This is a genomic window from Aeromonas sp. QDB54 (assembly GCF_027707385.1).
Lineage (GTDB): Bacteria > Pseudomonadota > Gammaproteobacteria > Enterobacterales > Aeromonadaceae > Aeromonas > Aeromonas hydrophila.
The window spans coordinates 119,066-141,196 of record NZ_JAPCIT010000011.1; the positions used below are offsets into that span (position 1 = coordinate 119,066).

A 22,131-nucleotide genomic window follows, 5' to 3' on the forward strand; every position below is an offset into this window, starting at 1 on the left:
GAGAGGGTCACAGCTGGTCGATGGCCGCAGCCAGACCCGCCAGGGTCAACGGGTGCATGCGCCCGCCGATCAATTCATTCATCAGCTTGATGGAGGGGTGCCAGAGCCACTCCCGGCGCGGGGTGGGGTTGATCCACACCAGCTTGGGAAAGTGCTGCTGCAGGCGGGCCAGCCACACCTGGCCCGCCTCCTCGTTCCAGTATTCGACGCTGCCGCCGGGCCAGGTGATCTCATAGGGGCCCATGGTGGCATCCCCCACCAGGATCACCTTGTAGTCGCTGCCGTAGGTGCGCAGCAGGCGCAGGGTATCGAAGCGCGCCTCGTGCCGGCGGGCGTTGTCCTGCCAGACGAAGTCGTAGAGACAGTTGTGAAAATAGAAGTACTCCAGATGCTTGAACTCGTGGCGCAGGGCCGAGAAGAGGCGCTGCACCTCGGCCACGTGGGCATCCATGGATCCCCCCACGTCGAAGAAGACCAGCAACTTGACCCCGTTGTGGCGCTCGGGTCTGAGCTTCACATCGAGCCAGCCCTGTCTGGCCGTGCTCTGGATGGTGTCGTCGAGATCCAGCTCGTCGGGGTTGCCCTTGCGCACCCAGCGTCTGAGCTTGCGCAGCGCCAGCTGGATGGCCCGCTGGCCGAGCGGCGAGTCGTCGCTGAAGTTGCGGTAATGCCTTGCCTCCCACACCTTGACCGCCTTGCCATGCTGGCCCTCTCCCCCCATGCGCACTCCTTCCGGGTGAAAACCGCCGTGACCAAACGGGCTGCTGCCACCGGTCCCCACCCACTTGTTGCCGCCGGCGTGACGCTCCTTCTGCTCGCTTAACCGCTGGTTGAGGGTCGCCAGCAGCTGGTCGAGCCCGCCGAGGGATGTGAGCAACGCCTTCTCCTCGGCGCTCAATAGCCGCTCGAACTCCTGGCGCAACCACTCATCGGGCAGACTCTCCGGCAACAGGGGGATGGCGGCCAGCCCTTCGTAATACTCGGCGAAGGCGCGATCGAAGCGATCATAGTGGGCCTCGTCTTTCACCAGCAGGCAGCGGGAGAGCTGGTAGAACTCGTCCATGTCGAGGCTGGCCAGCCGGGCTGCCAGCGCCGCGTGCAAGTCCAGCAGTTCACGCAGACTGCAGGGGAGCTTGTGGCGGCGCAGGTGGGTAAAAAAGTCGATCAGCATGAGTCAGCTGCCGCGTCTGGCCAGAAAGGCAAGCTTCTCAAAGAGATGCAGGTCCTGCTCGGTCTTGAGCAGGGCGCCGTAGAGGGCGGGCACCAGCTTGCCGGGCTCACGGGCACGCATCACCTCGGGGGCGATATCGTCGGCCAACAGCAGCCGGATCCAGTCCAGCAGCTCAGAAGTGGACGGCTTCTTGCGCAGCCCCTCTACCTCGCGCAACTCGAAGAAGAGATCCATCGCCTCGCCAAGCAGACTCTCCTTGAGGTCGGGGTAGTGGAGCTTGACGATGGCCTGCATCTCGGCCTTGTCGGGGAAGCGGATGTAGTGGAAGAAGCAGCGGCGCAGGAAGGCGTCCGGCAGCTCCTTCTCGTTGTTGGAGGTGATGATGACCACCGGCCGCTGGCGCGCCTTGACCCGCTCGCCGGTCTCGTAGACATCGAACTCCATCCGATCGAGCTCCTGCAGCAGATCGTTGGGGAACTCGATGTCCGCCTTGTCGATTTCATCGATGAGCAGCACCGGGCGCTGGTCGGCGGTGAACGCCTGCCAAAGCTTGCCCCGGCGGATGTAGTGGCTGATCTCCCCTACCCTGGGGTCGCCGAGCTGGGAGTCGCGCAGCCTGGCCACCGCATCGTACTCATAGAGCCCCTGCTGGGCCTTGGTAGTGGATTTGATGTGCCAGGCAATCAGCTCGGTACCCAGATGGCGGGCCACAGCTTCGGCCAGCTCGGTCTTGCCTGTGCCGGGTTCCCCTTTGATAAGCAAGGGTTTTTCCAGCACGATGGCGGCATTGACCGCCATCTTGAGCGATTCAGAGGCGAGATAGCGATCGCTTCCTGCAAATCCCATAACGTCCATTCCTTTGACGATGAGAGACCTTTTTGAGATCGAGGCCTCAATAAGAAAGAATAAGCTCTATATCTTGTAATAACATATTGTTATAACAAATCGTCACTTCTCATTCAGAAACCACAGGGTAATCTTGTTTCATCGCCGTAACAAACAGGGATAGCACCATGAGCAAAATTTTTGAGGACAACAGCCAGACCATAGGTCACACCCCGCTGGTTCGTCTCAACCGTGTTACCAAGGGCCGCGTGCTGGCCAAGATTGAGAGCCGTAACCCGAGCTTCAGCGTCAAGTGCCGTATCGGCGCCAACCTGATCTGGGATGCCGAGAAACGCGGCGTCCTGACCAAGGGCAAGGAGATCATCGAACCCACCAGCGGTAACACGGGTATTGCTCTGGCCTTCGTGGCCGCCGCCCGTGGCTATCCCATCACATTGACCATGCCGGCCACCATGAGCCTGGAGCGCCGCAAGCTGCTCAAGGCACTCGGCGCCAACCTGGTGCTGACAGAAGGGCCGCTCGGCATGAAGGGCGCCATTGCCAAGGCCAACGAGATCCTCGAGTCTGAGCCGGGCAAATACGTGCTGCTGCAACAGTTTGAAAACCCCGCCAACCCGGAAATCCACGAGAAGACCACAGGCCCCGAGATCTGGGACGCCACCGACGGTCAGGTGGATGTGTTCGTGGCCGGCGTCGGCACCGGCGGCACCATCACGGGTGTCTCCCGTTACCTGAAACAGACCAAGGGCAAGGCGGTGGTCTCCGTCGCCGTCGAGCCGAGCGAATCGCCGGTGATCAGCCAGCGTCTGGCCGGCCTTGAAATCAAACCGGGTCCCCACAAGATCCAGGGGATCGGTGCCGGCTTCATCCCGGGCAACCTGGACCTGACCCTGCTGGACCGCGTCGAGCAGGTGAACAGCGATGACGCCATCGAGATGGCTCGCCGCCTGATGGAAGAGGAAGGGATCCTGGCCGGGATCAGCTCAGGCGCCGCCGTAGTGGCCGCAGCTCGCCTCGCTGAACTGCCGGAGTTTGCTGACAAGACTATCGTTGTCATTCTGCCGAGCGCCGCCGAGCGTTACCTCTCCAGCGCCCTGTTTGCCGGGGTGTTCAGCGAGCAGGAACTGCAGCAATAAGTGATCGGATTATTTCAAAACAACGGCGCTCTCAGGAGCGCCGTTTCTTTATGAGCTAGACTGAGCACTTGGCAGCGCCAGTCGACCCCTTATTTTTCGGGGTAAAATAACAAGCAACCCAGCGACAAAAAAAGCAGACATTCTGTGATAAATCTCATATCCTGTGCCGCGTCACGAGGTGTTTGCCGACTAGGTATCACAAAGTAACAAAGTGTTATTTTTCGTTATAAAATAATTTCAAGCCAGCATTGACGCGGCTTGTAGAGTGATAACGGAAAAGAGTTGAGGCAGACACCGAATACTGCACAGAAAATTGACCTGGATTAAACCATTGCAGGTCTGATTTCGTTACTTTACAACATATCCATACTGACACGGTGCGAGAAGGATGCGTCAAAAGCATCCCTCACACCAAAAAATATCAATAATATGGGGTGAAACCATGTACGAGAAGTCTGTTGTTATTACTGCTGAAAACGGCCTGCACACCCGTCCGGCAGCTCAGTTCGTGAAAGAAGCCAAAGAATTCCAAAGCGAGATCACTGTGGTCTCCGGTGGCAAATCCGCCAGCGCCAAGAGCCTGTTCAAGCTGCAGACCCTGGGCCTGACCAAAGGCACCAACGTGACCATCCAGGCCGACGGCCCGGACGCTCAGAAAGCCGTTGAGAAGCTGGTTGCCCTGATGGACGAGCTGGAGTAATCCAGCTTTATTCCTCCCCCACAGTCGTTTTAATAGGAAGGATTATGATATCTGGCATTCTTGCGTCCCCCGGTATCGCATTCGGCAAGGCGCTTCTTCTGAAAGAAGATGAAATCGTTATCAATCAGGGCAAAATCGCTGCCGAACAGATTGATGCCGAAATCAACCGCTTCCTCGAAGCCCGCACCAAGTCAGCCGCACAGCTGGAAGCCATCAAAGAGATGGCCGGTCGCACCTTCGGTGAAGAAAAAGAGGCCATCTTCGAAGGCCACATCATGCTGCTCGAAGATGAAGAGCTGGAAGGGGATATCAGATCCTTCATCAAAGACAACAAGGCCACCGCTGACAAGGCCATCTACGAGGTCATCGAGCAGTACGCGAAGATGATGGCCGAGCTGGATGACCCCTATCTGCGCGAGCGCGCCACCGACTTCCGTGACATCGGTACCCGTCTGGTCAAGAACGTACTGGGCATCGCCGTTGTCAACCTGAGCACCATCGACGAAGAGGTGATCCTGGTCGCCAAAGACCTGACCCCGTCCGAAACCGCTCAGATCAACCTGAAATACGTGCTGGGTTTCGTCACCGACATCGGTGGCCGTACTTCCCACACCTCCATCATGGCCCGCTCTCTGGAGCTGCCGGCCATCGTGGGTACCAACGACATCACCGAGCGCGTCAAGAATGGTGACGTGCTGGTGCTGGACGCGATCAACAACCAGATCATCATCAATCCGACTGCCGAACAGCTGAACGAAGCCAAGCAATTCCAGGCCCAGTTCCAGGCCGAGAAAGATGAACTGGCCAAGCTCAAAGATCTGCCTGCCATCACCCTCGATGGCCATCAGGTCGAAGTGTGCGCCAACATAGGTACCGTCAAGGATACCGAAGGTGCCATCCGCAACGGCGCCGAGGGCGTGGGTCTGTACCGTACCGAGTTCCTGTTCATGGACCGTGACGCGCTGCCGACCGAAGACGAGCAGTTCAAAGCCTACAAAGAAGTGGCCGAAGCGATGCCGGATCAGCCGATCATCGTGCGCACCATGGACATCGGCGGCGACAAAGAACTGCCCTACATGAATTTCCCGAAAGAGATGAACCCTTTCCTGGGCTGGCGTGCCGTGCGGATCTTCTTCGATCGCGCCGACATCATGCATGCCCAGCTGCGAGCCATCCTGCGTGCGTCTGCCTTTGGCAAACTGCGCATCATGTTCCCGATGATCATCTCTGTCGAAGAGTTCCGCAGCCTGAAGGCTACAGTAGAGACGCTGAAAGCCGAACTGCGTGCCGAAGGCAAAGCCTTTGATGAATCCATCGAAGTGGGTATCATGATCGAGACCCCGGCTGCTGCCGTGATGGCTCATCATCTGGCCAAGGAAGTGGATTTCTTCAGTATCGGTACCAACGACCTGACCCAGTACACCCTGGCTGTCGACCGTGGTAACGAGATGATTTCCGCCATGTACAACCCGCTGTCACCCTCCGTCTTGACGCTGATCAAGATGGTTATCGATGCATCCCACGCCGAAGGCAAGTGGACCGGTATGTGTGGTGAACTGGCTGGTGACGAGCGTGCCACCCTGCTGCTGCTGGGTATGGGTCTGGATGAGTTCTCCATGAGCGCCATCTCTGTACCGCGTATCAAGAAGCTTATCCGCAACACCAACTTCGAAGATGTGAAGGCCATGGCTGATCAAGCGCTGAGCTTTGCCACCGCCGCCGAAATCGAAGCCTGTGTAGATAACTTTATTAAGCAGAAGGCAGTCTGCTAAGATCGGCTGCAAACAGCGACAATCATCTCTAGGAGCTTTTACTATGGGTCTGTTTGATAAACTGAAGAAACTGGTTTCCGATGACAGTTCTGATACCGGCGGCATCGAAATCTTTGCCCCGCTGTCAGGCGAAATCGTACCGATCGAAGATGTGCCCGACGTAGTCTTCGCCGAGAAGATCGTCGGCGACGGCATCGCCATCAAGCCGGCTGGCAACAAGATGGTTGCGCCGTGCGACGGCACCATCGGCAAGATCTTCGAGACCAACCACGCGTTCTCGCTGGAATCTGACTCTGGTATCGAGCTGTTCGTTCACTTCGGTATCGACACCGTTGAACTGAAAGGCGAAGGCTTCAAGCGCATCGCCCAGGAAGGTCAACAGGTCAAGCGCGGTGACACCATCATCGAGTTCGATCTGGCCGTTCTGGAAGCCAAAGCCAAATCTACCCTGACTCCGGTGGTCATCTCCAACATGGACGAGATCAAAGAGCTGGTGAAGATGACGGGTGCCGTGACCGTGGGCGAGACCCCGGTGATCCGCATCAAGAAATAAGGCCGCATGGGCCGAGCGCCCGTCGCCGCAACAAAAAACCGAAGCCCTGGCTTCGGTTTTTTTATGGGCGTTTTCCGGCTAGGCCCTGCCAAATACCACCCGGTTGCGGCCGTTGCTCTTGGCCTGGTAGAGCGCCTTGTCCGCCACCTGCAGCAGGCTGTCGCAGCTCTTGCACTCGCCTCGGGTGGCACAGCCCAGACTCATCGTCAGGGAAAAACTCTGCCCCTCCCACGCCACCACATGGTCGACAAACTGCCGGCGCAACTGCTCGGCTCGCTCGACCACCTGTTCAGCATCCACCCCAGGCAGGATCAACAGAAACTCCTCCCCGCCCCAGCGGGCCAGATGCTCTGCGGGCTGCAGCTGCTGCGCCATGATGCGGGCCACCTCGCACAACGCCGCATCCCCGGCGGGATGACCGTAGCGGTCATTGATCTGCTTGAAGTGGTCGATATCGCACAGGATCACCGAGAAGGGCTCCCCCTGCAGCCAGAGCGCCTGCAACTGCTGCCCGGCGGCACGCCGGTTGCCGAGCTCGGTCAGCGGATCGGTGCAGGAGAGCCGGCTCACCTCCTCTATCATGCAGTGCAGGTCGTGGATGTCGCGCAGCGTCACTATGTGCCAACCCGGCATGGCATCCGCCGTCAGCTGGGCCGTGATGGTAAACCAGCGCTGCTGGCCGCTCTTGCAGTAGAGACAGGCGTTCATCTCGGCCACCGCCGCGCCGTTGGCCAGGCTGGTCATCACCGCCTGGTTCCAGCGCTCAATCGCCTGGGCCCTGCTCTCTTCATCGCGATAGACGGTGGCAAACCAGCTGGCCATGTCGGGCAGATCCGTCAGGTCGTAGCCCAGCTGAGTCACGAAGGCCCGGTTCACGAACCTGTGATGGCGGGCCGGGATCTCCGACAGTCGAGTAGGTATGCTGCCCAGCGTCTCGCTGCAGGCGGACTCAGATATCAGGATCGGAAACGGGATCACGTCGAAGGAGCGAAACAGGATCTGCTGCAGCTCGGTCAGGATCACAGGATCGGTGATGTTCAAGGTAACTCCTTTACCAAGGTATCGTTCAAAGGTAAGTGAGCGCTGATCGCGGGTAAAGCGCTCATTGCGCGGCTCTGACCGCCTTGGTCGCAGCATTTTCTCCCGGTTGCCACTCCTGATAGGGGCCGTGAATGGCGGAGTAGATCTTGTCGAGCTGACCGGAGGCCCTGAGCCGCTCGATGGACTGGGTCAGGAAGCGGTCGACCGCATCCCCTTTCGGCCCTTTGGGGATGATGAACACATCGTCAAACTCGCCGAAATAGACCCGGTGGATATTGGTCAGCCCCATCTTGCGCAGGGTGAAATCCGCCTCCTCCTGCGCCCACAGCAAGGCATCGATGCGGCCCCGGCTCAGCTTGCCGAGGGATTGCTCGAGCGAGAGAGAGCGCTTGACCGAGAAGGGCCAGAAGTCGGTCACCCCCTCGATGAGCAGATCCCGCTTGGTGTACTCGTAGCCCAGCACCATGGCGGGAGTAATGGGCGCCGCACTGTTGCTGTAGAGCACGTGGGTCACCTTGCCAAAGGTCGCCGAGCTGAAGCGATAGGGCAGCATGGACTCGTCGATGTAGGGATTGCGCAGCGCCGGCAGGTTGAAGTCCGCCTCCCCCACCACCACGCTGCGGGTGGCACGGGACATGGGGTAGACCATCACGCTCAGCTCCACCCCGTCATCCAGCCCGGCGATGGCCTTGACCAGGTCGACGAAGGGACCGGTGCCGTTGGAATCGATGAGCCCCGGCAACAAACCAAGATAGGCTGAAAAATGGGTCGGTCGGCCAGGTTCTGCCGCAGCCAGCCGCTCCTCGTCGACCCCCGCTATCCCCAGCAGCATGGCGAGCAGCATCAAGCCTGCCAGCACGCCCACTCTCAGATGCTTCATGATGCAACCTCTCACCACCCTGGCCGGCATGGCCCTGTTGATCAGAAGCATAGACTCGGCACAGAGCGTGTCGGGCGAGTTGCAAATAAGATGTTAAAAAACACACCGAGATCAAGGTTTTGACACATCTGCGCGGTAACATGAAAAGGAATGGTGCGGGGGCAGGATGCCCGCTGCGACCACCCTTGATGCAATGCGAGCCCCGAGAAGGATATGAGCATGTTGAAAAATACCGAACAACGTTATGGCAGCCTGAGCATAGGGCTGCACTGGTTGACTCTGCTGCTGATGATCGCCGTCTATGCGCTGATGGAGTTCAGGGACATCTTCCCCAAAGGGTCGGCCGGCCGCGACCTGATGAAAGAGTTTCACTTCATGGTGGGTCTGCTGATCCTGGCACTGGTGGTCGTGCGCCTGCTGGTGCGCGCGGGTAGCCCCTCACCGCGTATCGTGCCCGAGCTCTCCCCCCTGATGCTCACGCTGGCCAAGCTCGCCCACCTGGCGCTCTATGGCTTCCTGATCCTCACCCCGCTGCTGGGCTGGCTGCTGCTGAGCGCAGGCGGCAAGCCCATCCCCTTCTTCGGCCTGGAGCTCCCTGCCCTCATCGCCCCCGATGACGGCCTGAAGGGCACCATCAAGGAGCTGCACGAGACGCTGGCCAACATTGGCTATGCGCTGATTGCCCTGCACGCGGCGGCAGCCATCTACCACCACCATGTGCTCAAGGACAACACCCTGACCAATATGCTGCCCGAACGGCGCAGTTGATCCCTTGCCAGCAAAGAGGGGCGTACTCGCCCCTCTTTTGATCAGGCCTGTTTGGCCACAACCTCGGCAGCATCGACAGCCTTGTTTTTACCTTCAGGCTGCAGTTGCTTGACGTTGCCCTTGCTCTCGCCCTTCTGCTCCTCCTGAGATTGGGACTGGCCGACAAACTGGCCTCCTTTGCGGATGGAGAGGCTCCCGCCCTTGAACAACCCCTTCATCTTGCCGTTTTCGAGGATCTCCACCTCGCTCGAGGCACAAGTGCCATCCAGAGTGCCATTGATGATCACGTGGGCGGCGCTGACATCCCCTTCAATCCGGCCGCCTTCCATGATGCGAACCGTCCCGCCGTTCAGCTGCAGCGTCCCGACGAACTGGCCATACACATCCAGATTGCCCTCCACCTGCAACTCACCCTTGAAACGTGCCCCCTTGGCGATCACCGTGGTCGTGCTCCCCGCCCCGACCACCTCAGACTCGTTGCGCTTTCGTCCAAACATCTTGGTTTTCTCCACCATCAACAGCAGCACCATCAGTAGCAACGGCACTATGGGTAATTTGTAATATGCAGATCCCGCCACATAAAGCAGCAACGCCAGGCCCCAGCAGAACCAGATGAGATACAGCGCGTCACTGCGTGGCCGCATCGCGATGCGAGCCAGGATCCTTTCAGGCATCAATGTCATTGACCATTCCCTCTTGCGGGCAGATGGATGCAAGACCGGGGTCAACCCCTCACTCTCGTTTCCCGCGATACGCGGGCATGGACCTAGCTCAAGCGACCAGATTGCCGAAACACTGAAACAAAAAAGCCCCGCCAGAAGGCGGGGCCGCGATTAATCAGCAAACCTAAGCAGGATTCAGGGCAACACCACCCGGCTTTCGCCGCCGCCGAGGGCCTCCACCCGCACCTGCACGCCGATCCGCTCCACCAGGGTCTGCACGTGGGAGATGACCCCGATCTGGCGGCCGGCCGCCTGCAGGGAATCAAGGCTTGAGAGCGCCAGATCCAGGCTGTCGGGATCGAGCGTGCCGAAGCCCTCGTCGATAAACAGCGATTCGACCTGGGTCTGGCGCGACGACAGGCTGGAGAGGGCCAGCGCCAGCGCCAGCGACACCAGGAAGCTCTCACCGCCGGAGAGGGAGTCCACCGAGCGCACCTCGTCCCCCATGTCGAGATCCACCACCTGCAGCGCCAGATCGGTGCCGGGCACCCGCTCCAGTCGATAGCGGGGGGAAAGCTCGGCGAGCTGGGCGTTGGCCTCCAGCAGCAGCCGCTCCAGCGTGAGGCTCTGGGCGAAGGTACGCAGCTTGGCGCCGCTGGCCGAGCCGATGAGATCACAGAGTCGCTGCCAGTGATCCGCCACCGCCTGCTGGGCGGCCAGTTTCTCCTGTAAAGAACCCGCCTTGAGAGCCGCCGCCTCAGCCTGGGCCAGCGTGCTCTTGCACTGGAACAACTGCTCGTCAAGGGCGCGGCAGTGCGCTTCCAGCGCCGTCAGCCGGCTGTCGAGCTCCTGTAGCGCCAACGCGGCCAGCTCGGGGTGATGCTCGCGGTAACGATCCCGCTTGCTCTCCTCCAGTGCCAGCGTCCGCTGCCGCTCGGTCAAACGGGTACGCGCCTCGGCGCGGGCATCCTCCAGCGCCTGCAAGGCGGCGCGGCGCGCCTTGAGCTCATCCGGGCTCATGGCCAGCAGGCGGCGCAGGTCATATTCGGCGATGCCGAGGCTGCTGGCGTGGGCAGCCCAGCGCCCCAGCACCTCCCGTCGCCGCCGGCTGCTCACCTGCTTCTCCTGTTCAAGATGGCTGAGACGGGTCTTGAGCTCGGTCTGGCGCTCGCGCAGGGCGCGGGCCGCCCCCTGCATCGTCTCCAGCTCGCTGGCCAGCTGCTGCAGCCGCTGCTGCCAGCGGCTCTCGACCAGGGCAATCTCCTCCCCCCCCAGACAGGTGGCACGGCTGGTAACCAGCCCCTGTCGTTGCTGTTCATGCTCCTTGTAGTCGCGCTCGAGCTTGTGCAGCAGCTCGCGCTGGGTCTGCAGACGCGCCTCCTGGGCGCTCAGGGCCGGGGTGAGGCTGGCAATCTCGCCGGTCAGCCGCTCCCACTCGCTCTGGCCATGCAGCCAGGCCTCGCAGGCCCGCTGCCACTCGCGCCACTGCTGGCTGCCCAGCCACTGACGCCAGGGCTGACCTCCCATCTGCTCGTCGAGCCGGCTGCCCCCCTGCTCAAGGCGCTGGCGCAGGGTCGTTTCCTGCTCGCCCATCGCCTTCACCTCCCCTTCCAGGGCGATGCGCTGGCGGTCGGCCTCCTGCCACTGCTGCTCGAACTGCTGGTGCTGGCTGGCCAGCTGGCTCAGCTGCTGACGCACGGCCTGCAACTGCTGCTGGCCGAGCTGGGCCTCGCGCAGCTGCTGCTGGCTGCGGGCCAGCCCCTGCTCCAGACTCTGGCCGCGACCGAGCAGGGTACTCATCAACTCGTTCCACTCGATTGGGCTCTGACGCAGCGGCAACGGATGGCCCAGCAGCTCGGCACCGCCCAGCTGTTGCCAGCGCTGGGTCAGCTGCTCGGCGCGCGTCTCCAGCTCAGGCAGATGCTGTTGGCGCACCGCCAGCTGACGGGCCAGCTCCTGGTGCTCGCTCTCGCACTGAATGTATTGGTGATTGAGCCGCTCCCACTCGAGCTCCAGGCTGCGGACGCGCTCCGCCAGCTGGCCGAGAATACCCGCCACCTGTGGCTGGCTCTGGTGATAGGGATGCTCCTCGGCGCCGCAGAGCGGGCAAGGTTCACCGTCGCGCAGGATGTGGCGATGCTGCTCGAAACTGGCGATGGCGCGGGACTGCTCCAACGCATGGCGTGCCTCGTCCCGTTGCAGGGCGAGCCGCTCGCGGGCCGGCGTCAGCTCGTCGCCGAGGATGGCCAGCTTGCCAAGCGCCTGCTCCAGCTGGGCGACCTCCTGCTGCAGGCGACCATGCTGCTCGCCGTGATTGCGGCCATAGTCCGCCAGCTCCAGCAGCTGGCGCAACTGGCCCAGCTGCTCGGTCTGCCCTTGCCACTGCTCCTGCGCCTTGGCCAGACGCCCCTCCCACTGCTGTTCCTGCAGCTCATGCTGCTGTTGCTGCAGCCGCGCCTGCTCGCGCTGCCAGTAGTCGCGCTCCTGCTGCCCCTGCTCCAGCTGGTGCTGCAACTGCCTGAGGGCGCGCAGCTTGTGTTCGCGCAGGGTGAGCAGTTGCTGCAGCCTATCGGCATCCTCGGCCCAATCCTGCATGGCGGTGAGCAGGGACTGCCACTGGCGGGCCACCGGCGCCAGCTCCTTGTGCTCCTCAAGCCAGGCGCCCCACTGCAGGTGCTGGGCCTGGAGCTGCTCCACCTGCTGGCGCTGCTGGCGCCAGCCCTGCTCCAGAGTGAGCTGCACCTCCCGCTCCTGCGCCCCCTCCTGCTGGATCTTCTGCAGTTGCTGCTGCTTTTCCCGAATGCGGGTGTCGAGTTCCTGCGCCCGTTTGAGCTCGGGCTGCAGGGCGCCCCACTCGCGCTCGGCGGCGATCTTCTCCGCCAGTAGCTGCTGTTCGGTGAGGGCGCTCTGCTGGGTCTGCTCCTCCAGCTTGCCAAGTTCGGGACCAAGCTCGGCCAGCGCCTTCTCCTGCTGCTGCACCTCCAGGGTGAGGCGAGCCAACTCGTCGTGATCGGCGCGGGCCACCTGGGCCTGCTCGGCGCGGGCGAACTCCTCGCGCTCCGGGGCGGCCGCACCATGGGCCGCCTCGGCCGCGGCAAGGGCCGCCTCCCCCTCCTGACAGGCCTGCAACTGGGCGGCGATGCGGCCGTTGAGATCGCGCAAATCCTGCATCAGCTGCTGTTGCTGCTGCTCGTGCTTGAGGCTGGTGGCGAGGCTGACCTGTTGGCTCACCCACTGCTCGCGGGTCGCCTCGTCCATCAGTGCCACGTCGCCGAGCCGCTGGCTGATGGCGGCCAGTTTCTGCTGCTCCTCCCGCGCCCGTTCATGAGTCTGAATCGAGATGGCGGAGTAAAGCTCGGTGCCGGTCATCCGTTCGAGTAGGGCAGAACGCTCGTCGGCGCTCGATTTGAGGAAGGCGGCAAACTCCCCCTGCGGCAGGATGACGGCGCGGCGAAACTGCTCCCAGGAGAGCCCCACCAGCTCGTCGATGCGATCCTGCAGCTCCCGCTTGTTGCCACTGAACACCTGGCCAGACGCCACGTCGGTCAGGCTGCGCTCCTGGGCCTGAAAGCGCCCCTCGGCGCGGTTGCGGGCCCGGCGTACCGCCCAGCGGGCCAGCCAGATGCGGCCGTCACAGCCGCGAAACTGCACCTCGGCAAAACCGCTGGCGTGGCCGCGGCTGAGGATACCGCGCACGTCGTTGGCCTTGAGCTTCTCCTCGTCATCCATGCGGCCCACTTCGGCCACGTTCTTGCGATTGGCGATAAAGCGCGGCATCTCGTCGTAGAGCGCCAGGCAGATGGCATCGAGCAGGGTGCTCTTGCCGGCGCCGGTATTGCCGGTGATGGCAAACAGGCCGGCGGCCCCCAGGGCACCACCAGCAAAATCGATGGTGAATTGACCGGTCAGGCTGGCGAGGTTCTCACCACTCAAAGAGAGGATCTTCATACGCCACACGCCTCCATCCATACCGACCCGATATCGCGCGTGCTCTTGCCCCCATCAGCCCGGGTATTGCCGGTGATGGCAAACAGGCCGGCGGCCCCCAGGGCGCCACCGGCAAAATCGATGGTAAAGGGGCCGGTCAGGCTGGCCAGATTCTCCCCTGACAGCGACAAGATTTTCATTGGCTAGACTCCTTCACCTGCTCCAGGATCTCTTCAAACGACGCCACCAGCTCGGCCTCCGGCTCCCCGTCGAACTGACGCTGATAACAGAGGCGAAACACCTCGGTGGGGGAGAGCTCATCCAGCCGGCGCTGGCCGGCTCCATCCGCCAGCCCCTGGCCCGAGCCCTGATAACTGGTCGTGATGCGGGCAAGGCGCACCGGCTTGTCGCCGATGGCGGCCAGCACGCGCTCGCGGATGCGGGCCTCGGGTTTGGGCAACAGCAGCCGCACCTCGAGGAAGGGCTGCGCCAGCTGCGGGCAAGCGGGCAGGTCCAGCGCCTCGATGGCCTGTAGCGCCTCGTCGAGACCGCTCTGGGGCAGCCGGATCATCTCCACCGCGCGGGGCACCGGGATCCGCTCAAGCCGGGCCAGCTTGCCCCCCTCAAACGTCACCTCCAGCACCTGATGGTTGTAGTTCGCCTCGGCCAGCGAGAGCGGCAGCGGCGAGCCGCTGTAGTGCACCCCCTCGGCCGGGCTCTGGGCCAGATGCAGGTGACCCAGCGCCGTGTAGTCGGCGGCGGCAAACAGCTCGGCAGGCAGGGCATGCTGGTTGCCGCCGAGCACCCGCCGCTCGGAGAGCTCGGAAAGCTGGCCCGCCGCCAGATAGGCGTGGCCCATGGCGATGAGGGCCTGATCCGGATTGCAGCGCGCACGCCCCTCGCTCAGCACCGCCTCATAGACCTGGCGTACCCCTTCGATCAGTCTGTCCTGCCCCTCGCTGAGCCCGTCGGGGCGCAGATCGCTGCTGCGCAGAAACGGCACGGCGGCGCACCAGGCGGCCACCTCACCACCCTTGCCTCGCAGCGGCACCAGCAGACGCTCGGTCTCGAGGCGCCCCTCGTCGTCCCGGCTGATGCTGCCCACCAGATGCAGGTCGAAGGCGCGCAGCAGCTCGTGGGGGGCATCCAGCTTGGAGGGAGAGTCATGGTTGCCGCCGATCAGCACCATCTCCAGTGCCGGGTGCTCGGCGCGCAGCCGCGCCAGAAAGCGGTAGAGCTGCTGCCAGGCGCTGGCGGGGGGGTTGGCGGTATCGAACAGGTCGCCCGCCACCAGCAGGGCGTCGATGTCGCGACGCTTGATGGTGTCAGCCAGCCAGTCGAGAAAGGCATCGTGTTCAAAACGGCGATCGTGGCCATGGAGTTGATGGCCAAGATGCCAGTCGGCGGTATGCAGGATCTTCATGAAAAACGGCTCGTATGGAGGAGGTGTCAGCGGCACCCGATGCAGACAAGATGAGGATATGCCTCCCCTTTTTCAAGCCATACCCGGCGCGGCCGGCAGATTCAGGCGGGCTCGCAGCACATCTGGTACTGGGGATGACCGGTGAGGGGATCGGCCACCTCCCCCTCGATCACGAAACCGTGGCGACGATAAAAGCGCACCGCCAGATCGTTTTCCACGAACACCCGCGCATGCAGCCGGGCCCCCTTGGATTTGGCCTCCTGCAGCAGGGCATGGCCCACCCCCCGCCCCTGGCGGTCGGGGCGCACGAACAGGGCCGCCAGGTAGTCATCCACCAGCGCCATGAAACCGAGCAGCTCGCCGCGCTCCTCGAACACCCAGATGCGGGCGTGATCGAGATAGCGGGTGCGTAGATCTTCCTGGGCCTGCCACCAGCAGGAGGCATCAACAAAGTCGTGGGCCTGCAGGGAGGCCAGCAACCAGATTTCGACGATCTCGTCCATGTCGTCGGACCGACTCGCCCTCAGCATATTGGTATCCTTGTTAACAACCTGAACATCCGCAGTCTAGGGGAGTTTGATGACGGCTTTGGGGACGAATATGACTCCCTGTGAAGTCGATCGCCCTTTATTTAACAAGAATGATTGGCTGATCACAAAGCGCCTCTCTAGTACAATGCCCGCCGGACAATCTATGAGACCGAGGACGCCATGTGGTTTAAAAACCTGCAGATTTATCGCTTTACCCGCCCCTTCGAGCTGACCGTCGAGCAGCTGGAAACCCAGCTGGAAGCCTGTGCCTTCACCCCGTGCGGCAGCCAGGACATCTCCCGGTTCGGGTGGGTCAAGCCCCTTGGCAAATTCGGCTCCACCCTGACCCACTCCGCCGCCGGCCACATCCTCATCTGTGCCCGCAAGGAAGAGAAGATGCTGCCCGGCACCGTGGTCAAGGAGATGCTGGCGGAGAAGGTAGAAGCGATCGAGTTCGAGCAGGGCCGCGCTCTCAAGAAGAAAGAGAAGGAAGCGCTGAAAGAGGAGATCCTCCACACCTTGCTGCCGCGCGCCTTCAGCCGCACCAGCCAGACCTTCGCCTGGATCAATCCGGCCGACAACCTGATGGTGGTGGACGCGGGCTCCGCCAAGAAGGCGGACGACCTGCTGGCCCTGCTGCGCAAATCCATCGGCACCCTGCCGGTGGTGCCGGTGGCCCTCAAGAACCCGCCCGAGATCACCATGACCGAGTGGCTGAACGAGGGCAACCTGCCCGCCTCCTTCACCCTGGAGGACGAGGCCGAGCTGCGCAGCGCCATGGAGCACGGCGGCATCATCCGCTGCAAGCAGCAGGATCTGATGACGGACGAGATCAAGAACCACCTGGCCAACGACAAGCTGGTCACCAAGCTGGCCCTCAACTGGGGCGAAACCCTGAGCTTCGTGCTGGGGGACGATCTCTCCATCAAGCGCCTGAAATTCAGCGAAGAGCTGCGCGAGCAGAACGATGACGTCACCAGCGAAGATCCGGCCGCCCGTCTGGATGCCGACTTCGCCCTGGTCACCGCCGAGCTGGCCCAGTTCATCCCGGCCCTGTTTGCCGCCCTGGGCGGTGAAGAGCAGTCCATCTAAGTGAACTGGCTCAGCCTGATTGCAAAAAACCGCCTCCGGGCGGTTTTTTTATGGGCGCTCGCTCGGGGCGACTTGTTGATAGATGAGTAACTTGTTGATCTGATTCAACAACTTGAGCCATTAGCGCCAATCGTGACATAGTCGCTCTTCATGCTCATAAAACAGACAAGGAGAGTGTCATGTTGCGCAAACCACTGGGGCTGGCCATCGCCCTCGCACTGCTGGCCGGCTGCGCCACTCAGCAGAGCCTGCAAGCGCCCCCCGCCCACACCCTGATCGCGCCTGAGGCCGCCAGCGGCTGGCAGGACAAACAAGGCTGGCAAGGCCGCGACTTCATGGTGGCCGCCGCCAACCCGCTGGCGGTGGAGGCAGGCTACCAGATGATCCAGGCCGGTGGCAGCGCGGTGGACGCCGCCATCGCGGTGCAGCTGGTGTTGACCCTGGTGGAGCCACAATCCTCCGGCATCGGCGGCGGCTCCCTGCTGCTGGTGTGGGATGGTAAAAAAGTCGCGGCGGTGGATGGCCGCGAGACAGCCCCCGCCGCCGCTACCGATCAGCTGTTCATGAAAGATGGCAAGCCGATGGCCTTCTACGACGGCGTGGTGGGCGGGCGCTCGGTGGGCGCCCCCGGCACGGTGCGGGCGCTGGCGCTGGCCCACCAGCGTTACGGCAAGCTGCCCTGGGCTGCGCTGTTCGAGCCCGCCATCACCCTCGCGGAGCAGGGATTCGTGATAAGCCCTCGGCTGGCCGCGTTGCTGGCCAAGGACCCTTATCTTGCCAAGGACCCGGACGCGCGGGCCTACTTCTATCAGGCCGACGGCAGCCCCAAAGCGGCGGGAACCCGACTGACCAACCCGGCCCTGGCCAAGGTGCTGCGAACCCTGGCAAGCCAGGGGCCGGACGCCTTCTATCGCGGCCCGCTGGCCGAGGCCATGGTGGCCAAGGTGCACGCCCACCCGACCAACCCCGGGGTGCTGAGCGCGGTCGATCTCGCCAGCTACCGCGCCAAGCTGCGCGACGGCCTCTGCTTTGACTATCGCCAGAGCCGGGTGTGTGGCTTCCCGGCCCCCTCGTCCGGCACCCTCGCCCTCGGCCAGATCTTCGGCATGCTGGAGAGCCGCGACATGGCGGCCCTCAAGCCGGTGCAAGGGGAGCAGGGCCAGCCGGCCGCCTCCGCCGAGGCGATCCACCTCTACAGCGAGGCGGCGCGGCTCGCCTTTGCCGATCGCAACCAGTACGTGGCGGACAGCGACTATGTGGCGGTCCCCGTCAGCGGCCTGCTCGACAAGCACTATCTGGCCCGCCGCGGTGCCCTCATCGGCGAGCGCTCCATGGGCCTGGCCAAAGCGGGCACCCCGCCGCTGGCGCCGGCTCGCGGCCAGGATGCCACCCCGGAGCTCCCCTCCACCAGCCACGTCTCCATCGTCGACAAGGCGGGGATGGCGGTCTCCATGACCAGCTCCATCGAAGACGGCTTCGGCTCGCGGCTAATGGTCAACGGCTACCTCCTCAACAACCAGCTCACCGACTTCTCCTTCACCTCGCTGGACGCCGCCGGACTGCCGGTGGCCAACCGGGTGGAGCCGGGCAAGCGGCCACGCTCCTCCATGTCCCCCCTGCTGGTGTTTGACAAGGACAGCGGCGAGCTGGAGATGAGCCTGGGCTCGCCGGGGGGTTCCGCCATCATCAACTACGTGGGCAAGACGTTGCTGGGCACCCAGGATTGGGGGCTCAACCTGCAGCAGGCGATCAATCTGCCCAACTTCGGCAGTCGCAACGGCCCCACCGAGCTGGAGGCGGGCCGCACCCCGGCCGCCGTGGTCGAGGCGCTCAAGGCGAAGGGGCACGAGGTGTTACTGAGCGAGCAGACTTCGGGCCTACAGGGCGTGCAGCGCAACGCAAGCGGCTGGCTGGGCGCCGCCGATCCGCGCCGGGAGGGGATCGCCAAGGGCCAGTGAGCGCGGCTGAATCTGCACTCAGCCCCCCACGCAGCGAAGCGGCCAGTTGGCCGCTTTTTTGCTATCTCCCCTCCTCCAGCGGTGACCAGAAAAACCATCACCGATTGATTACTGTTGCCAGCCTGACCGCCAGAGAAGCGCGCTTTCGCCTCAAAACAGCCACTTATACAGTTTTAATCGCAAATTAAGTCTTAAATGTGGATAAATATTGTTTTTCTACCAAAAACGTATTATTTTTCAACAGAAACGGCAACTGTTGTCCCCCAGACACACCCTCTGTGCATGCGGCCAGCATCTGTCTCTTTCGCCCCCTGCTCATTGACAGCTGCCCTCTTCGCCCGTGCGGTGATCTGGTAGCCCCCTGACTGCCATTAGCGAGGTGACGACATGGACCACTCCCTTCCCCTGATTACCACTCTGGTCGGCGGCTTCGTGCTGGCCTACATCCTCGGCATGTTTGCCCAGCGCCTCAAGATCTCCCCCATGGTGGGTTATCTGGCGGCCGGGGTGATCTCGGGTCCCTTCACCCCGGGTTATGTGGCCGACATGAAGCTGGTGCCCGAGCTGGCGGAGCTGGGGGTGATCCTGCTGATGTTCGGGGTGGGGCTGCACTTCTCCTTCCGCGATCTGATATCGGTGAAGCGGATCGCCATCCCCGGTGCCATCGCCCAGATCGCGGTCGCTACCCTGCTCGGCATGGGGCTCTCCTCCCTGCTGGGCTGGGATCCGGTCGCCGGCCTGATGTTCGGCCTCGCCCTCTCCACCGCCAGTACCGTGGTGCTGCTGCGGGCGCTGGAGAGCCGTCAGAATCTGGAAACCCTGCAGGGGCGCATCGCCATCGGCTGGCTCATCGTCGAGGATCTGGTGATGGTGCTGGCGCTGGTGATGCTGCCGATCATCGCCGACATCCAGTTCGGCGAGCAGACCCTGAGCTGGCAGAGCATTGCGCTGGATCTGGGCTGGACCCTCGGCAAGGTGAGCCTGTTCGTGGCGCTGATGATGGTGGTGGGCAGCCGCTTCATCCCCTGGCTGCTGGCCCACACCGCCAGCACCGGCTCGCGCGAGCTGTTCACCCTGGCGGTGCTGACCTGCTCGCTCGGCATCGCCTTCGGCGCGGTCAAGCTGTTTGGCGTCTCCTTCGCCCTCGGCGCCTTCTTCACCGGCATCGTCATGAACCGCTCCGAGCTGAGCCACCGCGCCGCCAACAACACCCTGCCGCTGCAGGACGCCTTCGCCGTGCTGTTCTTCGTCTCGGTGGGCATGCTGTTCAACCCGGCGGTGCTGCTGACCGAGCCGCTGGCGGTGCTGGCCACCCTGTTCATCATCATGTTCGGCAAGTCGGCGGCGGCCTACGCCATTGTGCGACTGTTCCGCTACAGCCGGCGCACCGCCCTCACCATCTCCGCCAGCCTGGCCCAGATCGGCGAGTTCTCCTTCATCCTCATCGGGCTGGCCATCGTGCTCAAGCTGGTGCCGGAAGGGGCCCGTGACCTGATCCTGGTGGGTGCCAGCCTCTCCATCATGCTCAACCCGCTGGTGTTCAACGCCGTCGAGCGCTACCTGGAGAAACACCCGGACGCCGACAACGCCAAGGTGCTGGCAGAGTGCAAATGCCCGGCGGTGGAGATGAAGGCCCACACCATACTGGTGGGCTATGGCCGGGTCGGCCGCCTGCTGGTGAACGGCCTGCAGCAGGCCGGCCGCGAGCTGGTGGTGATCGAGCAGGATCCGCACCGGCTGGAGAGCCTGCGCCAGGCCGACATTCCCCACGTCAACGGCAACGTGGCCGATGACGACGTGCTGTGCCGCGCCGCCATCACCGACGCCAGCTGGCTGCTGGTAGCCATTCCCAACAGCTTCGAGGCCGGCGAGGCCATCGCCCAGGCCAAGCTCATCAACCCGGCGATCCGGGTGATCGCCCGCGCCCACAGCGACGACGAGGTGAGCTTCCTCACCAAGCAGGGGGCGGACAAGGTGATCATGGGCGAGCGGGAGATAGCCCTCGGCATGCTGGCCCAGGCCACCGCATAAACCGCTATCCAGTGAACCAGAGGGGCCTTGGCCCCTCTTTTTTTATGCCTCTTTGTCCACCCGCACTTTTGGGTGCCGCCCCCTTTCCCACCCATTCCCGCCGGCGTCTCACGCCGATATGGCACAGTTTGGCTCCCTTTGTCAGCCCCCCAGGTCAGGGCCGTACGCCGCCTCTGCGGCGGGCACACTGCGCAGCTTCCCCTCGCCAGCACAAAGCTCCAGCGGTTACCCCCAGCGGGGCGCAGTAGACAGCAGATCCTGCAGCGGCCCCCACCGGACGGGGGTAGGGTCGCGCCAGATGGGCAAATTCGCCGTTTTCTCCCTTTGGCTAGACTGGGCCAGTCGTCTTATGACACCCACTTGGCACACATGCCTGCAACTCATTCTGGAAGGATCCGCTATGAAACCCTTGTTGACCGCCCTCTTGCTCCCCCTGCTACCCCTCGCCGTACAGGCCGCCGAGCCCGTCTGGATCACGGTCGGTGCCGACAGCGGCGTCGAACTCAAGCAGGTCAAGGCCAAACTGGCCCCCCTGTTCAGCGCCAGCGGCGCCCCGGTCCAGCTGGCCCAGGTCGAGGCGAGCGAGCTTGGCACCCTCTCCCACCTGATGCACGAAGGGCATCAGCGCTGCGGCGGCTACGTGGTGCACAGCACCCTGGCCGACGCCTTGCAGAGCATGGCCCAACCCATCAGCCAGAACCTGTTCAGCGCCCCGCCGCTGACCCAGGGGGCCAGCGTCAACCGGCTGCTGCCCTATCTGGATCAGGGCAACATAGTCGGCACCATCAGCCAGCTCGCCAGCTGGCGCAACCGCTACTACACCACCACCACAGGGGTGCAGTCGGCGGACTGGGTGGCCGGCCAGTGGCAGGCCCTGAGCGCGACCCTGCCCTGGGCCAGCGTCAGCCGGGTCAAGCACAGCGGCTATCCGCAACAATCCGTGGTGCTGACCCTCAAGGGCAGCCGCTACCCGGACGAAGTGGTGGTACTCGGCGGCCACCTCGACTCCACCGCGGGCTCGGCCCCCAACAGCCGCACCCTGGCCCCCGGCGCCGATGACGATGCCTCCGGCATCGCCACCCTGACCGAGGTGCTGCGGGTCATCGCCGAGCAGGGCCGCCAGCCGGAGCGCACCCTGCAGTTCATCGGCTATGCGGCGGAAGAGGTGGGGCTGCGCGGCTCCAAGGACATCGCCACCCGCTACAAGGCGGCCAATACCAAGGTGCTGGCGGCGCTGCAGCTGGACATGACCAACTACCAGGGCTCGGCGGAAGATATCGTCTTCATGACCGACTACACCGACAAGGGGCTGACCGGCTATCTGGCCCAGCTGCTCGACGCCTATCTGCCCCAGATCCGCTACGGCTATGACAGCTGCGGTTACGGCTGCTCGGATCACGCCTCCTGGCATAATCAGGGCTACCCGGCCGCCATGCCGTTCGAGTCGCGCTTCAACGACTACAACCCCGACATCCACACCGCCCAGGACACCTTGCAGAACTCGGATCCCTCGGCTGCCCACGCCCTCAAGTTCGCCCAGCTGGCCACCAGCTTTGCCATCGAGATGGGCAAGATAAACTGAGCCGCCGAGGCGAGGTGACGCATCCAAAACAAGAGGGAGGCCAGGCCTCCCTCTTTCGT

At 63.1% G+C, this 22,131-nt stretch carries 18 protein-coding genes; 9 read left to right on the top strand and 9 right to left on the bottom strand.

Annotated features, from left to right (window positions below; genetic code table 11):
* Positions 1 to 7: 7 nt before the first annotated feature.
* Both PG881_RS12895 and PG881_RS12900 read right to left on the bottom strand, forming a co-directional pair.
* Entirely contained in the window at positions 8 to 1,171 is a 1,164-nt protein-coding gene (locus tag PG881_RS12895; RefSeq protein ID WP_266141111.1) for a vWA domain-containing protein, read from the bottom strand.
* Between the two features lie 3 nt (positions 1,172 to 1,174).
* Positions 1,175 to 2,017, bottom strand: coding sequence for an AAA family ATPase (locus PG881_RS12900; protein WP_266141110.1), 843 nt, complete (start codon positions 2,015 to 2,017; stop codon positions 1,175 to 1,177).
* A gap of 167 nt (positions 2,018 to 2,184) precedes the next feature.
* Between PG881_RS12900 and cysK the strand changes: the two genes are divergently transcribed.
* From cysK to crr, 4 genes are all read left to right on the top strand, one after another.
* On the top strand, positions 2,185 to 3,153 hold the full coding sequence (gene cysK, locus PG881_RS12905; RefSeq protein ID WP_011706833.1) for a cysteine synthase A: 969 nt from the start codon (positions 2,185 to 2,187) through the stop codon (positions 3,151 to 3,153).
* A gap of 442 nt (positions 3,154 to 3,595) precedes the next feature.
* Entirely contained in the window at positions 3,596 to 3,853 is a 258-nt protein-coding gene (locus PG881_RS12910) for an HPr family phosphocarrier protein (RefSeq protein WP_005303128.1), read from the top strand.
* A gap of 44 nt (positions 3,854 to 3,897) precedes the next feature.
* Entirely contained in the window at positions 3,898 to 5,625 is a 1,728-nt protein-coding gene (gene ptsI / locus PG881_RS12915) for a phosphoenolpyruvate-protein phosphotransferase PtsI (protein ID WP_011706834.1), read from the top strand.
* A gap of 43 nt (positions 5,626 to 5,668) precedes the next feature.
* Positions 5,669 to 6,178 (top strand): PTS glucose transporter subunit IIA, encoded by a 510-nt coding sequence (gene crr, locus PG881_RS12920; protein ID WP_005303134.1) that lies wholly within the window; start codon positions 5,669 to 5,671, stop codon positions 6,176 to 6,178.
* Positions 6,179 to 6,256: 78 nt separating this feature from the next.
* On the opposite strand, the gene PG881_RS12925 is transcribed toward crr, so the two are convergent.
* Both PG881_RS12925 and PG881_RS12930 read right to left on the bottom strand, forming a co-directional pair.
* Complete coding sequence (locus PG881_RS12925) at positions 6,257 to 7,219, bottom strand: sensor domain-containing diguanylate cyclase (protein ID WP_266141109.1); 963 nt, start codon at positions 7,217 to 7,219, stop codon at positions 6,257 to 6,259.
* A gap of 61 nt (positions 7,220 to 7,280) precedes the next feature.
* Positions 7,281 to 8,099, bottom strand: coding sequence for an ABC transporter substrate-binding protein (locus PG881_RS12930; RefSeq protein WP_270800440.1), 819 nt, complete (start codon positions 8,097 to 8,099; stop codon positions 7,281 to 7,283).
* A 219-nt stretch (positions 8,100 to 8,318) separates the two neighbouring features.
* Here PG881_RS12930 and PG881_RS12935 point away from each other — a divergent pair, with 219 nt between their 5' ends.
* Positions 8,319 to 8,867 (top strand): cytochrome b, encoded by a 549-nt coding sequence (locus PG881_RS12935; protein WP_039215989.1) that lies wholly within the window; start codon positions 8,319 to 8,321, stop codon positions 8,865 to 8,867.
* Positions 8,868 to 8,908: 41 nt separating this feature from the next.
* Here the strand turns inward: PG881_RS12935 and PG881_RS12940 are convergent, their stop codons facing one another.
* The 5 genes from PG881_RS12940 to PG881_RS12960 form a co-directional block, all read right to left on the bottom strand.
* Positions 8,909 to 9,550, bottom strand: coding sequence for a bactofilin family protein (locus PG881_RS12940; RefSeq protein WP_043121419.1), 642 nt, complete (start codon positions 9,548 to 9,550; stop codon positions 8,909 to 8,911).
* Between the two features lie 174 nt (positions 9,551 to 9,724).
* Positions 9,725 to 13,477 carry an AAA family ATPase gene (locus PG881_RS12945; protein WP_266141107.1) on the bottom strand — a complete coding sequence of 1,251 codons (3,753 nt, stop codon included), beginning with the start codon at positions 13,475 to 13,477 and terminating at the stop codon, positions 9,725 to 9,727.
* A complete protein-coding gene (locus PG881_RS12950) occupies positions 13,474 to 13,656 on the bottom strand; it encodes a hypothetical protein (RefSeq protein ID WP_024944177.1) in 183 nt (60 codons plus the stop codon). The genes PG881_RS12945 and PG881_RS12950 overlap by 4 nt, the downstream gene beginning before the upstream one ends.
* The gene (locus PG881_RS12955; RefSeq protein ID WP_266141106.1) at positions 13,653 to 14,879 is read right to left on the bottom strand and encodes an exonuclease SbcCD subunit D; all 1,227 of its coding nucleotides are present in this window, start codon (positions 14,877 to 14,879) and stop codon (positions 13,653 to 13,655) included. Before PG881_RS12955 ends, PG881_RS12950 begins: the two co-directional genes overlap by 4 nt.
* A 101-nt stretch (positions 14,880 to 14,980) precedes the next feature.
* Positions 14,981 to 15,409 (bottom strand): GNAT family N-acetyltransferase, encoded by a 429-nt coding sequence (locus tag PG881_RS12960; protein ID WP_011706840.1) that lies wholly within the window; start codon positions 15,407 to 15,409, stop codon positions 14,981 to 14,983.
* Between the two features lie 180 nt (positions 15,410 to 15,589).
* Here PG881_RS12960 and rdgC point away from each other — a divergent pair, with 180 nt between their 5' ends.
* The 4 genes from rdgC (at position 15,590) to PG881_RS12980 (ending at position 22,072) form a co-directional block, all read left to right on the top strand.
* Positions 15,590 to 16,501, top strand: a complete 912-nt coding sequence (rdgC, locus tag PG881_RS12965) for a recombination-associated protein RdgC (RefSeq protein ID WP_011706841.1) — start codon at positions 15,590 to 15,592, stop codon at positions 16,499 to 16,501.
* A gap of 179 nt (positions 16,502 to 16,680) precedes the next feature.
* The gene (gene ggt, locus PG881_RS12970; RefSeq protein WP_270800446.1) at positions 16,681 to 18,459 is read left to right on the top strand and encodes a gamma-glutamyltransferase; all 1,779 of its coding nucleotides are present in this window, start codon (positions 16,681 to 16,683) and stop codon (positions 18,457 to 18,459) included.
* 387 nt (positions 18,460 to 18,846) lie between these two features.
* Positions 18,847 to 20,490, top strand: a complete 1,644-nt coding sequence (gene ybaL / locus PG881_RS12975; protein ID WP_270800448.1) for a YbaL family putative K(+) efflux transporter — start codon at positions 18,847 to 18,849, stop codon at positions 20,488 to 20,490.
* A 400-nt stretch (positions 20,491 to 20,890) separates the two neighbouring features.
* Positions 20,891 to 22,072, top strand: a complete 1,182-nt coding sequence (locus PG881_RS12980; protein WP_270800450.1) for a M28 family metallopeptidase — start codon at positions 20,891 to 20,893, stop codon at positions 22,070 to 22,072.
* Positions 22,073 to 22,131: the final 59 nt, after the last annotated feature.

What these genes read in the sequence shown, in the direction of transcription:
- PG881_RS12955 (WP_266141106.1), bottom strand. Translation starts at nt 14,879, where the DNA reads ATGAAGATCCTGCATACCGCCGACTGGCATCTTGGCCATCAACTCCAT.
- PG881_RS12910 (WP_005303128.1), top strand. Translation starts at nt 3,596, where the DNA reads ATGTACGAGAAGTCTGTTGTTATTACTGCTGAAAACGGCCTGCACACC.
- ggt (WP_270800446.1), top strand. Translation starts at nt 16,681, where the DNA reads ATGTTGCGCAAACCACTGGGGCTGGCCATCGCCCTCGCACTGCTGGCC.
- ptsI (WP_011706834.1), top strand. Translation starts at nt 3,898, where the DNA reads ATGATATCTGGCATTCTTGCGTCCCCCGGTATCGCATTCGGCAAGGCG.
- PG881_RS12895 (WP_266141111.1), bottom strand. Translation starts at nt 1,171, where the DNA reads ATGCTGATCGACTTTTTTACCCACCTGCGCCGCCACAAGCTCCCCTGC.
- ybaL (WP_270800448.1), top strand. Translation starts at nt 18,847, where the DNA reads ATGGACCACTCCCTTCCCCTGATTACCACTCTGGTCGGCGGCTTCGTG.
- PG881_RS12900 (WP_266141110.1), bottom strand. Translation starts at nt 2,017, where the DNA reads ATGGGATTTGCAGGAAGCGATCGCTATCTCGCCTCTGAATCGCTCAAG.
- rdgC (WP_011706841.1), top strand. Translation starts at nt 15,590, where the DNA reads ATGTGGTTTAAAAACCTGCAGATTTATCGCTTTACCCGCCCCTTCGAG.
- PG881_RS12930 (WP_270800440.1), bottom strand. Translation starts at nt 8,099, where the DNA reads ATGAAGCATCTGAGAGTGGGCGTGCTGGCAGGCTTGATGCTGCTCGCC.
- PG881_RS12935 (WP_039215989.1), top strand. Translation starts at nt 8,319, where the DNA reads ATGTTGAAAAATACCGAACAACGTTATGGCAGCCTGAGCATAGGGCTG.
- PG881_RS12945 (WP_266141107.1), bottom strand. Translation starts at nt 13,477, where the DNA reads ATGAAGATCCTCTCTTTGAGTGGTGAGAACCTCGCCAGCCTGACCGGT.
- cysK (WP_011706833.1), top strand. Translation starts at nt 2,185, where the DNA reads ATGAGCAAAATTTTTGAGGACAACAGCCAGACCATAGGTCACACCCCG.
- PG881_RS12960 (WP_011706840.1), bottom strand. Translation starts at nt 15,409, where the DNA reads ATGCTGAGGGCGAGTCGGTCCGACGACATGGACGAGATCGTCGAAATC.
- PG881_RS12940 (WP_043121419.1), bottom strand. Translation starts at nt 9,550, where the DNA reads ATGACATTGATGCCTGAAAGGATCCTGGCTCGCATCGCGATGCGGCCA.
- crr (WP_005303134.1), top strand. Translation starts at nt 5,669, where the DNA reads ATGGGTCTGTTTGATAAACTGAAGAAACTGGTTTCCGATGACAGTTCT.
- PG881_RS12950 (WP_024944177.1), bottom strand. Translation starts at nt 13,656, where the DNA reads ATGAAAATCTTGTCGCTGTCAGGGGAGAATCTGGCCAGCCTGACCGGC.
- PG881_RS12980 (WP_270800450.1), top strand. Translation starts at nt 20,891, where the DNA reads ATGAAACCCTTGTTGACCGCCCTCTTGCTCCCCCTGCTACCCCTCGCC.